The following is a 13,629-nucleotide window of genomic DNA, read 5'->3' on the forward strand; positions in this document are numbered from 1 at the left end:
CCACAAACTGGAAAAACAGGGAATGACACAAAGCATGTCCCGTGTAGCCCATTGCATTGACAACGGTCCTATGGAAGGATTCTGGGGCATCCTTAAGCGGGAGATGTACTACGGCAGACGTTTTACCAGCAAGTGTGAACTTATGCGTTCGATTGAAGCATACATTCATTATTACAACCACAAGCGTGTGCAACGTAACCTTGGTATCCTAACACCGATAGAGAAACATACCTTGTATTTAGCCGCATAAAAAGGCCGGCAGACGAATCTGCCGACCAAAGAAATCTTATATTTTTTTATTGTCCTCTTGACGGGGAGCAGTTCACAACGCAGAGGGATTTTTCCAAACAGTCTTCTAGTGATACTTGAAAAGGATCATAGAAAAAGAGAGTTTCACTTCGTCACGCTGGGGAAAGCGCGCGAAAGTTTTATCTGAGATGCTGTGAAGTCCACCGGTTTCGCAAACCATGCCAGAGCATAAGCTGCCGTTCCCGTGTAATCAATAGCATACTCATTCGTAGACCAGGACGTCAAAACGTCGAGATAGGATTTAGCCGTCGGCACATGTTTGCTAGCAAGATATGCCGTCTGGTCCGGATCGCCTCCCGAAACAGCATTAGGACCGCCCACCAGCAAACCTGGCACATAGGCTCCCGTACTCTCGTGAATACGGTTGTGGGGATGCTCCGGCGGATTGGAACCAGCTCCCGTCAAAAAACTCTTGTCAAGGGAGTTGCGTCCAAACATATAATGAATCTGCGACAAGGCACCTTCAACATAAGCCTGTTTCGGCTCAAGCTGATAAGCCATCAGCAGCATATCCCCCTGGGTCATGGCATTTTTCGTCGAAGCCCAAGTGTACTCATCCTTCGACAGGGCGCAGCCAAAGCCGTCTTTGGAAATCTTATCGGCGATAAAGTCAGCATAGTTAAGATATGTTTTCTTTACCTCAGCCTGCAAATCGGCATCGGCATTTTTCGACATAGCATAGGCAAACTGCGCCAGTGCCAGGGTATTATCCCAGGTGAAGAAACCCGGTGCCTTGGTAAGCTCTGCCTTATTCGTCTTTAAGTATTTCTCGTATTTTTTGTCCCCTGTCGTGCGGAACATTTCCGCTGCCATCCACAAGCGCTCCTGAATGTCATTTTTATCGTCATAGGGGCCAGAACCGCTCTCCTGACCTTCATCTACCCGATAGAGAGACTCCTTCGTCTTGGAAAGATAGCTCCATACTTTGTTGGCATCTTTCTGCAGTTCCTTGGCATAGTTAGCATCAAGATCGCGGTATACCCGTGCCCCAATCGCCAGGCTGGCGCCATACATAGCCGTGCTGGCCGTGCAATTGCCGTAGAGGAACCGCTCCTGGGTGTCTGAATCCGGGCTCTTGTCAAAGCCAGGCCACTGCGCACCAGAAACTTTATGGAAGGTGCTGCCGTCTTTGCGCATCATCTTCTTCATGAAATCAAATTCATATTTGACCTCATTGAGTGCATCCGGCAGGTTTTTATCGTACTCGATACCCTCGGGGAACAGCAGCTGTCCCTTGGTAAAATGATCCGGATGAGCTTCATAAGCCAACAGAAGTTCCGCAGCAGCAATGCCAGCCGTGGTGGTATATTTGCCGTAGTCACCAGCATCATACCAGCCCCCCGATACATCCACGATATCGCCCTTCTTGTTCAGCTTGTCGGTAAAATATACTTTTGCCTTTTTATCCTGCGCATGACCGTTTTTGACTTTAAGGCCTGTGATATCTTTATCGTTGATTGGCGTTCCACTGCGGCTTAGCGTATAGGAACGCAACGTCTGTACAGCCTGAACTGCATAGACATTATCCCCGATTGCAAAGGGATAAGACTCGCGGTTTCCCACTTTTAGTTTGTAGGTTCCCGGTGTGTTGAAGTTCGTGAAATCCGCCCGCTGCAACGTTTCTTCCGACAATGCATCGGCTTTGGCCGCCGACAGATTGCCTTTGTAAACGACTTTATCGGTCTTAGCATCCACGAGTTTAAAGGAATTTTCACCGGAATCCGTCACCATAGCGGTCTTTTCATGACCGGTGAGGTAACCTACCTGGTCAACATGCATGCCCGCGTCAGCAGCTTCCGTCAAAGATGCTACTCCACAAGTACCCAGCATGGCAATGCCTGCCAAAACCATCCGGCACAGTCTTTTCTTGCTCTGCATGATATCTCAGCTCCTTATTATTCTGCAAACGGCGTGTATTTGATGGACTTGTACTCAGCAGTAATCGGCAGATTCGAATCGTTGAAGGGTTTAAGCCATTCATCAACGCCCTTACCGTTCCAAGCATTCATCATGATTTTCTGTTTTGTGACTGGCAGATCTTCATTTTCGCGGCGGAATACTTCTTTGCCATCGACAAACCAAATGATGGAGTTCTTGTGCCACTCAAATGCGTACGTATGGAAATCCTCCGATGCATCAAAGCCAAGGTCAATCATTTTTTCATGACCGCCCTTGCCATTGCGAAAATAATTGAGCTGTACTTTCGTGGTGTCTTTGCCCAGGACCTCGAAGTCAATCTCATCCCATGGGTCGCCATCATAGGGGCCGGTATAGGTGAAGAAGGAAGAAACAACGCCATCATTCTTCATAGCCTTCATGACTACTTCATAGCGCCCATAGCCATAGGTTGCTTTACTGCGATACTCACCGCCGGAATACGGGACTTTGTCCGCCGCCGGATTTGGTGACTCGTCAACCGTCAGCTGCAGCGTGCCATCTTCAAACGTCACATTTTCTTTATGCCAGAAGCAGTTGAACGGCATACCGTTGGTCCAGCCATTGGAAGCTTCAAACAGAGCATTTTCGCCCTTCGTCAAATCAACCGAAAAAGCATCGCTGGCTTTCGTTTCGGTAGCCGGTGTTGCCGTAGCCACAGCCGGAGCCGCCATATCCATCGAAACCGTAACCGGTACAGCCAGTGCCATCATAACGGCAGCCGCCAATGCTTTCTTGCGAATATCCATCATTTTACTTCCTCCCTATTCTTTGCTATGAATTGACCGGTCAATTTGACCGGTCAAACATCCCCTTTTTCAATACGACAAATCCTCGCCATTGCTATTGATGACTTTCTGATACCAATAGAAGGATTTTTTCGGACTACGTTTTAATGTACCTTCGCCCTTGTTGTTCTTATCGACATAGATAAAGCCATAACGCTTCTCCATCTCCCCCGTGCTAGCCGAAACCAGGTCGATTGGCCCCCAAGGACAGTAGCCCATCAGCGTCACACCATCTTCTTCAATGGCTTTTTTCATCTGGGCGATATGCTCCGCGAAGTATTTAATGCGCTCGTCATCCTGTACCATCCCGGATGCATCCGGCTCCTCATGCAAGCCGATGCCGTTTTCGACAATCATCATCGGCAGCTCATAGCGCTCGGAGAGCACATTGAGCATGTAGCGAAGACCTACCGGGTCAATTTGCCAACCCCAATCAGAAGCTTTGACATACTGGTTGGGAATTTCCTTAGCCAGATGACGGCTGTTTTCGTCATACTCGCTAACAAAACTCATGTAGTAGGACAGGGCGAAGTAATCCACCTTGCCCTCTTCCAGAGCAGCCAGGTCGCCATCTTCCATCTTGATGTCGTAGCCATGAAGTTCCCATTCCTTCAGCATATACTGCGGATAGTGACCACGGCACTGCACATCACTGTAATAGAAGGTGCGATCCATTTCTTTGAGGGCGGCAATCTGGTCCAGCGGTTTGCAGGTTGCCGGATAGGACGGCGACATGGCCAGCATGCAGCCGATTTGGAAATCCGGGTTGATTTTGTGTCCTTCAATAACCGCTTTAGCCGAGGCCACCAGTTCATGATGCGCCACCTGATAAAGCACTGCGTAACGATCCTCCCCTTCCTGGTAAATGACACCAGAATTGGTGAAGGGGGCAAAGGTCTCGTTTACATTGCGCTGGTTATTGATTTCATTGAAGGTCATCCAATATTTTACTTTGTCCTTGTAGCGCTCGAAGCAGGTAACGGCAAAGCGGACAAACAGGTCAACGAGCTTGCGGTTGCGCCAACCGCCATACTCCGTAACGAGATGATAGGGCATCTCAAAGTGGGACAGCGTAATAACCGGCTCCATGCCATACTTGTGCATTTCATCGAAGAGGTCATCATAGAACTTGAGACCTTCCTCGTTTGGCTCCAATTCATCACCATTGGGGAAGATGCGCGTCCAGGCAATGCTCGTGCGGAAACATTTGAAACCGAGTTTTGCCAACAGGGCAATATCTTCCTTGTAATGGGAATAGAATTCGATAGCCTCGTGATTCGGATAAATCTTGCCCGGCAAAACGCCATCGGTGATTTCCCGCGGTTTACCCGGTCCACCAACCGTCATAACATCGGCAACACTGATGCCTTTGCCACCTTCCTGCCAGCCGCCTTCAAGCTGATGGGCAGCCACAGCGCCGCCCCAGAGGAAACCTTTTGGAAAACTCATAACTGGTATCCTCCTTACTTCTGTTCATCGAAGCGCTTGTACACTTCGATGAATTCCAATGCAATCGTCTTAAAGCCTTCAGCACTCATGAGCTGATCCTCGGCATGAAGAATCAACAGGTTGATGTTGCCGCCCTCGCCGGAAGCTTCCTTCTGGAGGAGCCCCGCATGGGCGTCATGGCCTTCCACAAAGGCCTCATCCCCTTCGGCGATAAGTTTTTCTGCCGCTTCATAGTTGCTCTTTTTGGCTTCCTGAATGGCTTCAATATAACAGCTGCGCGCCGTGCCAACAGCCGAGATAATCTGAAATGCAGTGAGTTCTAAACCTTCCATACAAACAATACTCCTTAGTCGTTCATCAATTTACGGGCGAATTCAAGGGCACCTTTGCCATCCATGCGGCCATACATGCGCATGTCGATGGCATCCACTGGAATGCCCGGAATCTGCTCGGCAATCTTATTCTTCTGGAAGCGAATCTGCGGTCCAAGAAGGACACAATCCGCATCCGCAGCCTTCGTTGCAGCCTCCGATGCCGAGAAGGCATCGATGGAGCAATCATAAGAAGCCGCAGCGGCAGCTTCCTGCATTTTCTTTACCAGCATGCTGGTGGACATTCCCGAAGCGCAAAGTAAAACAATCTTTTTCATGATACATTCTCCTTTTCAATTCATTCCCCAAGAAAACTGTTTATTTAAAATTAGAAATGGTAATCAACCTGCGTGCGGAGGAAGTTGCGATGATAGAAGTTATGTTTATTCTTCCAATACGTATCCTGCGCCGTTGAGAGTTCATAGCAGGTTTCCCATTCAATATTCTTCATCGGAATATATTTGAATCCGAAAATCCAGCCGTGAGACCCTGGCTGCAGCAATCCCCATTCTTTATCGCCAAAGATACCGACAAGTCCATTGCCATTTGGCGCATAATCATACCAACGGCCATACAGCTGGAATGAACCCGGGTCGTTGAGATTGGACCAGCGGTAGTTGACGCGAAGGGCCAGGTAATCCTTTTTATCGTAATGATAGTTATCATCATACGGTGCCGGATTCGTCCGGGCATAATCGCCGATCAGGAAGATATTCTTCATCGGATTCCACATAGCGCTTAACATATAGCCATAGGTTCCGGCTGTATTTTTAAGCGTTGCATCAACGGTATTGTCAACGTGGTAATACCCTTTACCCATCTCCTCATTTTTGCCGATATTGAGTTTCGCATAAGCAGCCTGTAGCTGAAGTCCATGCCCTACCTGGCCTTGAACCCCCGCACCAGTGATGTTGAAATGGTAGCCTTTATCCGTCGGTGCCAGATGGAAAGCTTTAGCCGTCAGCTTCGTCTTTGGAATTGCAGCATCCAAAACTACACCGTCGGACTCATTGCCGAAAAGGACATTCTGGAAACCCAAGCCACGCCATCTGCGGCCAACATCAACATTCAGCACGCCAACTTTACCTTCGGCCCAAATGCGCTGGATGACCCCATCCTCGTCATCATGGCCTTTGTGATAGAGGATATTGCCTCCATCTTCCTGCGTTTGCGTAAATTTGGCATAACGTTGATTCGTTTCACTGCCGAAGTTGAATGTCCACTTATCGTTGACCCGCATCTTGCCCTTCAATTCGAGATAAGTACGGCGGTTGTCGTTCTGGTCCGCATAGCCGCGGATATTATCATTATCCCAGGACACCCGGCCAAAACCACTGATTTGGATACGATTCTGTTCCTCTTTGAGTCCCTTGATTGCATTTTTATTGCTGTTGGCGATTTTTTCCGTCCGCTTGAGCTTGGCATTTTCTTTTTTCAGTGCATTGAGCTGTTTGGCAAGCTGCTGCTGCTGTGCCTCAAGTGCCGCGATGCGGGCGTTGATATCCGCATCCTCATTGGGTGCTGCCATCGCCGTACCCGAAATCCCCATCGTAAGACCGAGAATCATTGCTGTTGCTTTTCTCTTGCTGATCATCATCGTTTTCCCCTTTTCTCGATGCTTCCTAAATGAATTTGAATTAATGTTCTGCTGCCGATTTCATTTCCGCATTTACTGCGTCTGCTTCCGAATCAGCATCTTCCATCTCCCCCATCTCCTCTTTGAGGAAGGCGTTATCCTGCGCCTTGAGGAACGGGAAGTAGATTGCCGTAGCGATAGCCAGGTTCACAATCTGAACCACTGCCCCCTGCCAGCCATCTAACAGGAAACCAGCGATAATTGGCGGCGTCGTCCAAGGAACCTGAACAGCCGTAAACGGAGCCATAAAGCCCGTCGTAATAGCAAAATACGTAACAAACATAGCAATCAGCGGAACAATGACAAAGGGTACCAAGAGGTACGGGTTGAATACGATTGGCAGACCGAAGATAATCGGCTCATTAATATTGAAGAGCCCCGGTACAAAGGCCATCTTCATCAGCGATTTGAGCTGCTGGGAACGTGCCGTGAAGATACCAGCCAGCAAAAGCCCCAGCGTCAGGCCGCAGCCACCACTCTTTACGAATACATCATTGATCTGGCAAGTGAAAATCTTAGCCTGGGGATTGTTGACCAGGCTCATGCCTGCATCGATGATGTGCTGATTATCCAGCGAATTGGCAATGAGCAGCGGACTTACCACACCGCCCACGACGTTCGGGCCATGAATACCAGCCCAGAACAGGATACTCTGCAAGCCGACGATGATGGAACCGCCAGCCAAAGAATCGGAGAGCCCCTGCAACGGCGTCTGGATTACTTTAAAGATGAGTTCCGGCAACGTGGTAGCACCGATGTAATGGCAAAGGCCATAGATAACGGAAGCCGAGGTGAAGAAAATCATGCCCGGCACGAGCGCCGTGAAGGCTTTGGCTACGCCCGAAGGAACCGAATCCGGCATCTTAATGCCGATGTGATTCTTTTCGCAGTAGCAAAATACATAGGATACAAAGAAGGCAATGAAAATGGCGGTGATAACACCATTACTGCCTGCCCAAGCTTTTGGAATGATGTCCCCGATGGTTTCCCCACCTTTGCTGACAATCGTCGGTGGCATCAAAATCAAAAAGGTCGAAAGGGCCAGAATCGATGCCATGATTGCATCGCAGCCTTCATTTTCTACAAATTTATAAGTGATAGACAAGACGACAATCAGTGCCAAGACACTGAAGGTACCTCCGGCCACCGCATTCAGCGGAGCCGTCCAGTCCGTCCCAAAAATCGAAGCCATGAACTCCGGATAACCCGGCAGCGGCAGGTTTGCCAACAGCAGGAACACCGAACCACAGATTGTGAACGGCGTCGTCATGATGAAGCCATCACGCAGGGCCGCTACGGCACGAATCTGAGCGAACTCCCCCATGAATTCGATAAATTTATCGAACATTTCTTGTTTACTCATTTTCTTTTCCTCTTTCCAAATTTGATTTACCCTGGGGCTGTGCGCGCAGCCCCCGTTCCCCTTAAGGTGATTATAATATAACACGATGCCAACTACGGAACAATAAAGTTAAACCAATACGAAACACTGATTCACAACATCGTAAAAAAGACTTTTGGTCCTGTAGCACTGTTACATATATTACATATATTCAGATATTTTTGTTATTTCTCTCATGTTTTACGCACAAAAAAGCCTCCTCCTGTTAAGGAGAAGGCAGAATTGTTTACGCTTAATAATAGAAGTGTTTGCTAAGCCACTGCTCTTTCTGGCGGGCGCTGTGAAAGTCCACCCGGGTCATAAGAACTGCAAACAAGATATCCATGACATACTTGGCCCCCATGAGGAATACCCGCGGCCCCAGCTCCTCCATGGATTTTACCGTTGCTACCGGGAACACCACATCTGCCACCGATGCCAGACTTGAACGCGGCGAAGCCGTCACAACGATAATCGGATTGCCCCGCAGTTTCAACAAGCGGCCAATATCCAGCAGCATGCGGTTCTCGCCAGTGCGGCTGATAAATACTGCCACATGCTCCTTAGGCGAACCAGTAGCCTGCAAATACTGCATGGTCATAGCGGGGTGAACCGTGGAGCATTTATTCGCCATGATGAAACTGGAGGCTGCCATATTCGCAATGTCTAGATTGTTGTCCGTGGCATAAAAATCCACATGCTCGGTCTTGTTGAGTAAAGCCAGCGCCCGGACAAAATCCGACGGCTCCAACATACTGCGGGTGTCCTTCAAAGCGTCGATCTCGATGCTGGTTACCTTATCGAGAATAGAATGAACAGAATCGCGGTCCGTCATCATGAGTTCCTTGCCATGAGGCCGCTCCACATACTGCATCATTTCCGCCAGGAATTTAACGCGAAATTCCGTATAGCCCCCAAAGCCGAGTTTCTGGCTGAACCGCACAATAGCCGCCGAGCTGGTAAAGGTTTCCTTCGCCAGCTGCCGCGTCGACATGCCGGGCAGCATACGGAAATTCGCCAGCAGATAATCGGCAATCATGGCTTCCGATTCCGAAAAACCTTCTTTATCCTGTAATTGTTTTACTAACCCCGTCATTTTTCTCCCTCGATTTCAACTACATGATCCCCAAAATAATTAAAGGCTTTTTCCAGTGGCGCCCGTTCCTCCGGCGGCATCTGATTCAGATTTACTGGAATCGTCTCCGGCTCCTTTATGGCAGGAGCTGCCGGCTGCTTCTTGGGACGTGGTGGTGGCGCCATGGGGCGGTCCTCACCACTGCAGGAAAGATGAAGTTCTCTACCCGTAATTTCTTGCAACAGTGTCTCAAGCTGCGTGCGATAGTTGCGCATGGTAAGCGACGCCATCAGACTCCCCTTGAACTGAATAAAGAACTGCCGCTCCGTCATCCCCGCAAAAGTTCCCTGGGAAACGCAGGCAAATATCGGCATCTTATTCGTGTCTTTCAGCGTCTGAAGCAATGTATTCCAGACTTGTGTATCCTCGGCACTGACCGCTAGCGGTGCCGAAATCGGTGCTGCTGCCTGTTCCGGCTGAATCCGCCTATTTTCCCCTTTCGTGCGGACAGGAGCCGAAGGAGCAGCCGGCACGGCCTTCGCCCCAGCTGCCAAGGCCGCACTGACCTGAGCAAGTTTCGCCTCAAGCTGGGCAATCCGTTCGGCATCAGCGCCTGCCGCAGCGGAAACGCCTTTTTCGGTCACAGTTTGCTCTTCACGGCAAAGTGACAACAGTGCCACCTCCACCGTAATGCGCGGCTGTGGCGACCATTTCATTTCGTTCATCGCTTCGTGAAGCCGCCGTATCATCTGCATGACCTGCTCCGCCGGGAAAAGCCCCGCCTGCTCCTTTAGGACTTCCTCCTGCTCTGCATAGAGGTCCATATTGGCCACAGTCCCTACCGCCTGATAAATCATCAGACTTCGCAAATGCAGGGAAAGCTCCGCTACAATCTGTTTGAGATCCTTGCCATCCCGCAAGAGTTCGGCAATAATCTCCAAAACTTCCTGGGCCTTGTGTGCCGCCAAAGCCTTCGTCATCCGATAAATCCAGTCATGCCCCACCAAACCTAATATCTGACGCACCCGCTCGGCAGTGATCGTCCCTTCCGAAAGGGTCGAACATTGGTCGAGAATCGACAGGGCATCGCGCAATCCGCCGTCGGCCTGGACGGCAATCATCGTCAACGCCTCATCTTCGGCATCAAGCTTCATCTCATCCGCCACATAGCGAAGGCGGGCCTGAATCTCCTCTACGGTGATGCGCTTGAAATCATACCGCTGACAGCGGGACTGTATCGTAGCCGGAACTTTATGAGCTTCTGTCGTCGCCAGGATAAACACCACATGGGAAGGCGGCTCCTCCAAGGTCTTTAACAGCGCATTGAAGGCCTCCGTGGTCAGCATGTGAACCTCGTCGATGATGTAAATCTTATACCGCCCATCCACCGGCGCAAACTTTACCGTCTCCCGCAAATCGCGGATTTCATCAATGCCTCGGTTGGATGCCGCATCGATTTCGAACACATCCATGGAGGATCCATCACTTATTTTGCGGCACTGTGCACATTTCCCACAGGGGTCTGGCGTCGGCCCCTGTTCGCAGTTCAGTGCCTTGGCCAGAATCTTGGCCGTACTGGTCTTACCAGTACCACGCGGACCGGAAAACAAATACGCATGTCCAATCTTTCCCGATGTGATGGCATTGGACAAGGTGCGGCTGATATGCTCCTGACCGACCAGATCTTTGAAACTTCCTGGACGCCATTTCCGATATAATGCAATATAAGCCATGAATTGTCTTCCCCCCGATTATCCGCGATACAAAAAAAGGATAGCTGTTGCAGCTATCCCTGTTCTTTTTCACGTCGGACCACAGTCCCCAGGCACCCTCACGGCACATGGAGCGACCCTCTTATCGCTGCTTCCTTCCGGACCTGACGAGGTTCGCGGGACTCCATTGCGTAAGACCAAAGCACTATGGCCCGACCTGAAAAAGAATTCTGCCTCTTCTGCAATCCATCCTAAAAAAGGATATAAAAATGGCGGAGAGTGAGAGATTCGAACTCTCGATACAGCGTTCACCGTATACACGCTTTCCAGGCGTGCTCCTTCAACCACTCGGACAACTCTCCACAATGCTCTACCAAAAGAAGCTATTTATTTTTCGTTGTTGATGTCGCTCAACAACAGAACCTATTATACGAGGTATTGAACCAGATGTCAACACTTTAAAAAAAAAATTTATAAACCAAAGAAAATAGGAGCAGCTGCCCTGCTCCTATTGTATCAAAAAAACTCATCGACAGCCAGTATGATTTGAAAAGAACCAAAAGCAGTATACACCCGCAAGCGCAATTGGCGGCTTCCTTGGGGTACGATGTCTTTCTTCCAGCGAGGTGGATCTAAATCCCCCTCCAAATCCCTTCTGGCCATCTCAATGCTGAACAGACCGAGAACCACGTTGAGAAACTCTTCGCAGCAATCAATAGCCAATTCGTCCACCTGGTCAATTTCCTCACCGCTATAACGGCGGGCCATTTCCAAAAATACCGGCTCCGAGGCGATGACGCCACCGACAAAATTGATGTCGCCACTCACGCGAATCGAAACGGCATAGGATGGCGACGGTTCCTCCGTTACAACCGGCTCCTGCGCCACAACGCTGAGCGTGTGGGTTAATTCTTCCATCTTCTCAATGAACAGCTCCACGTACTTGGTGTAGATGTTTAGCTCATCATCATAGCCATCGGCAGCCGCCACTTTTACCGCCGTACGGATTGGACGGGCATCTACCTGGGTTACCTCAGGCATCCGATGCATGATTACCCCTTCGTCCGCTTCCCCCTGCTGCAGCAGGGATTGAATTTCTTCTGGACCATAGTGCTTTTCATTGAACAAACATTGTGCAATGCTAAACTTACTTTTCATCGCCAGCGACCTTCTTTCGGACCGACTCGATGGTCTTCTTAATCTGGTCGCTGGAGTATGGCTTCTGAATAAAGTCCATGGCTCCCATCTTCAGGGTAGTCATAAGCTTCTGGGGCGTTCCCGCCGAAGACAGCATAACCACCGGCAAGTCCGGATTAACTTCCTTGATGACCTGCAAGGCTTCTATCCCACCTACTTCCGGCATAACGATATCGAGGAAAATGCAGTCAATCGATTCTTGAAGATTCAGCATGACGGCATCTTTGCCATTTTCTGCCTCCAACACCTCGCAGTCCAGAGCCTCCAGCTCCTGACGAAGTTTTTTCCGCAACAGTTTTGAATCATCGGTAATGAGAACCTTGAGTTTTCTATCCAATGTTGTCGCCCCCCAATATATCTCTATTGCTTATTGTTTTATCGATTATCCCATTCATCCGAATATTGGATATTCTATCTATTCGTCAAAGCCGTTTTATTTTCCTCCTCCCCCCTATCCCACCATAAAAAAAAGCTCCGGCAACCCAAAATTTGAGTTGCCGAAGCTTTCGCCTAACAAAGGATTCTTGTCCAGTCCCTTCGACTTACCAGACGAACAGACCAGCAATACCGGCCGACAGCAGCGAAACCAGAATACCCGAAAGCAGCATGTAGCCGACATTGCGGGAAATCAGTTCGTTCTTGTCATCATCGACAATGCCCTTAAAGCAGCCGATAATCATACCCAGCGTGGAGAAGTTGGCAAAGGACGTAACGAATACCGTCAAAACGCCCTGCATATGACGGCTGAACTGTCCGAGGATATCCTGAACGTTCAGCATAACAACAAACTCGTTGGTGACGAGTTTCGTTCCCATGTACTGTGCCAGCTGGAAGGCCTCAGCCGAATCGAGACCCATGAGCCAAGCAAAGGGGAACATGATACAGCCCAGGATGTTCTCCAGAGTAATTGCCGGATGAACGAGAACCAGCAGCATATCAATGAGTTTTGCCAACGCAACAAAGGCGATGACGTTAGCGCAGATAATCAGAATCAAGCGGCCAGCTCCCAGAATGGAGTTGCCCAAGAAGGAGAAGAACGGCTCACGCTCTTTGCCGCCTTCCGTGACCGTTGCCACCGTATCTTCTTCCTCGGAGATTTTAACCGGATGCAACAGGTTCGTAACGATAAGCGCATTGATAACATTCAAAGGAATAGCCGTAATGATGAATTCGCCCGGCATCATCTGAGTGTAGATACCGACCATAGCAGCCGTGATGCAGCTCATGGACATCATAGCAAGGGTCAGGCAACGGTCTGCCTTCATGCGTTTGAGCTGGAGACTAGAAACAGCCAGTGCCTCCGTATTGCCCAAAAACATCATCTCAATGGCAAAGAAGGACTCAAATTTCGGCTCACGGGTGATGAAGGCCAGGCCTTTACCCACCCATTTGATGATGAACGGCAGGACACCGATGTAGGTAAGGATATCGAACATCGGAACGACCAGCAGGATTGGCAACAGTGCTGCGGTAAAGAAGTTCATCTGCGGAACGTGTACCCAGTCCGGGAATGCGAAGGCAATACCTTCATAAGCAACACTGATAAGCCAGCTGAACCCAGCAGCAGCTGCCACGATAATCTCACGGCCAATCGAGAAGGACGTGAGGAACCAAGCCATAAACAGGTTGAGCAGCAGCAGAGCTCCTACGCTACGCCACTGAATTTCCTTGCGTTTTTTGGACAAGAGAACACCAATTGCCAAAAATACCAAAACGCCTAGAACATTGATAATAAAGTACATGATTTTCTCTCCTTTGTACTCTGTGAGAATTAAG

The 13,629-nt window shown here is 49.5% G+C and carries 13 protein-coding genes and 1 tRNA gene; 1 reads left to right on the plus strand and 13 read right to left on the minus strand.

What is annotated here, in order from left to right; translation table 11 throughout:
* The coding region (locus BLQ36_RS01645; RefSeq protein WP_143558652.1) for an IS3 family transposase at positions 1–250 on the plus strand (250 nt) is incomplete at its 5' end.
* Positions 251–393: 143 nt separating this feature from the next.
* Here BLQ36_RS01645 and BLQ36_RS01650 read toward each other — a convergent pair.
* The 13 genes from BLQ36_RS01650 to BLQ36_RS01710 all read right to left on the minus strand — a co-directional run bounded on the left by BLQ36_RS01650 (position 394) and on the right by BLQ36_RS01710 (position 13,595).
* Positions 394–2,187, minus strand: a complete 1,794-nt coding sequence (locus BLQ36_RS01650; protein ID WP_074513684.1) for a glycoside hydrolase family 9 protein — start codon at positions 2,185–2,187, stop codon at positions 394–396.
* 17 nt (positions 2,188–2,204) lie between these two features.
* Complete coding sequence (gene bglS, locus BLQ36_RS01655; protein ID WP_318260893.1) at positions 2,205–2,996, minus strand: beta-glucanase; 792 nt, start codon at positions 2,994–2,996, stop codon at positions 2,205–2,207.
* A gap of 66 nt (positions 2,997–3,062) precedes the next feature.
* Positions 3,063–4,481, minus strand: coding sequence for a 6-phospho-beta-glucosidase (locus BLQ36_RS01660; protein ID WP_074513685.1), 1,419 nt, complete (start codon positions 4,479–4,481; stop codon positions 3,063–3,065).
* Positions 4,482–4,495: 14 nt separating this feature from the next.
* A complete protein-coding gene (locus BLQ36_RS01665; RefSeq protein WP_074513686.1) occupies positions 4,496–4,813 on the minus strand; it encodes a PTS lactose/cellobiose transporter subunit IIA in 318 nt (105 codons plus the stop codon).
* A gap of 14 nt (positions 4,814–4,827) precedes the next feature.
* Positions 4,828–5,130, minus strand: a complete 303-nt coding sequence (locus tag BLQ36_RS01670; protein ID WP_033169954.1) for a PTS sugar transporter subunit IIB — start codon at positions 5,128–5,130, stop codon at positions 4,828–4,830.
* Between the two features lie 50 nt (positions 5,131–5,180).
* Positions 5,181–6,449, minus strand: coding sequence for a hypothetical protein (locus BLQ36_RS01675; RefSeq protein ID WP_074513687.1), 1,269 nt, complete (start codon positions 6,447–6,449; stop codon positions 5,181–5,183).
* 40 nt (positions 6,450–6,489) lie between these two features.
* Positions 6,490–7,851: a PTS sugar transporter subunit IIC gene (locus BLQ36_RS01680; protein ID WP_074513688.1), complete on the minus strand. Its 1,362-nt coding sequence runs from the start codon at positions 7,849–7,851 to the stop codon at positions 6,490–6,492.
* A 271-nt stretch (positions 7,852–8,122) separates the two neighbouring features.
* Entirely contained in the window at positions 8,123–8,965 is an 843-nt protein-coding gene (locus BLQ36_RS01685) for a MurR/RpiR family transcriptional regulator (protein WP_074513689.1), read from the minus strand.
* On the minus strand, positions 8,962–10,677 hold the full coding sequence (dnaX, locus tag BLQ36_RS01690) for a DNA polymerase III subunit gamma/tau (protein ID WP_074513690.1): 1,716 nt from the start codon (positions 10,675–10,677) through the stop codon (positions 8,962–8,964). Before dnaX ends, BLQ36_RS01685 begins: the two co-directional genes overlap by 4 nt.
* Before the next feature lie 249 nt (positions 10,678–10,926).
* A tRNA-Ser gene (locus tag BLQ36_RS01695) sits at positions 10,927–11,018 on the minus strand.
* A 154-nt stretch (positions 11,019–11,172) separates the two neighbouring features.
* Complete coding sequence (locus BLQ36_RS01700) at positions 11,173–11,814, minus strand: hypothetical protein (protein WP_074513691.1); 642 nt, start codon at positions 11,812–11,814, stop codon at positions 11,173–11,175.
* Entirely contained in the window at positions 11,804–12,190 is a 387-nt protein-coding gene (locus BLQ36_RS01705) for a response regulator (RefSeq protein WP_033169959.1), read from the minus strand. Before BLQ36_RS01705 ends, BLQ36_RS01700 begins: the two co-directional genes overlap by 11 nt.
* A 205-nt stretch (positions 12,191–12,395) precedes the next feature.
* Positions 12,396–13,595: a NupC/NupG family nucleoside CNT transporter gene (locus BLQ36_RS01710; RefSeq protein ID WP_074513692.1), complete on the minus strand. Its 1,200-nt coding sequence runs from the start codon at positions 13,593–13,595 to the stop codon at positions 12,396–12,398.
* Between the last annotated feature and the right edge of the window lie 34 nt (positions 13,596–13,629).

Origin of the sequence: Selenomonas sp. WCT3, assembly GCA_900100835.1 — a bacterium.
GTDB lineage: Bacteria > Bacillota > Negativicutes > Selenomonadales > Selenomonadaceae > Selenomonas_A > Selenomonas_A ruminantium_E.

What these genes read in the sequence shown, in the direction of transcription:
- BLQ36_RS01650 (WP_074513684.1), bottom strand. Translation starts at nt 2,187, where the DNA reads ATGCAGAGCAAGAAAAGACTGTGCCGGATGGTTTTGGCAGGCATTGCC.
- bglS (WP_318260893.1), bottom strand. Translation starts at nt 2,996, where the DNA reads ATGATGGATATTCGCAAGAAAGCATTGGCGGCTGCCGTTATGATGGCA.
- BLQ36_RS01660 (WP_074513685.1), bottom strand. Translation starts at nt 4,481, where the DNA reads ATGAGTTTTCCAAAAGGTTTCCTCTGGGGCGGCGCTGTGGCTGCCCAT.
- BLQ36_RS01665 (WP_074513686.1), bottom strand. Translation starts at nt 4,813, where the DNA reads ATGGAAGGTTTAGAACTCACTGCATTTCAGATTATCTCGGCTGTTGGC.
- BLQ36_RS01670 (WP_033169954.1), bottom strand. Translation starts at nt 5,130, where the DNA reads ATGAAAAAGATTGTTTTACTTTGCGCTTCGGGAATGTCCACCAGCATG.
- BLQ36_RS01675 (WP_074513687.1), bottom strand. Translation starts at nt 6,449, where the DNA reads ATGATGATCAGCAAGAGAAAAGCAACAGCAATGATTCTCGGTCTTACG.
- BLQ36_RS01680 (WP_074513688.1), bottom strand. Translation starts at nt 7,851, where the DNA reads ATGAGTAAACAAGAAATGTTCGATAAATTTATCGAATTCATGGGGGAG.
- BLQ36_RS01685 (WP_074513689.1), bottom strand. Translation starts at nt 8,965, where the DNA reads ATGACGGGGTTAGTAAAACAATTACAGGATAAAGAAGGTTTTTCGGAA.
- dnaX (WP_074513690.1), bottom strand. Translation starts at nt 10,677, where the DNA reads ATGGCTTATATTGCATTATATCGGAAATGGCGTCCAGGAAGTTTCAAA.
- BLQ36_RS01700 (WP_074513691.1), bottom strand. Translation starts at nt 11,814, where the DNA reads ATGAAAAGTAAGTTTAGCATTGCACAATGTTTGTTCAATGAAAAGCAC.
- BLQ36_RS01710 (WP_074513692.1), bottom strand. Translation starts at nt 13,595, where the DNA reads ATGTACTTTATTATCAATGTTCTAGGCGTTTTGGTATTTTTGGCAATT.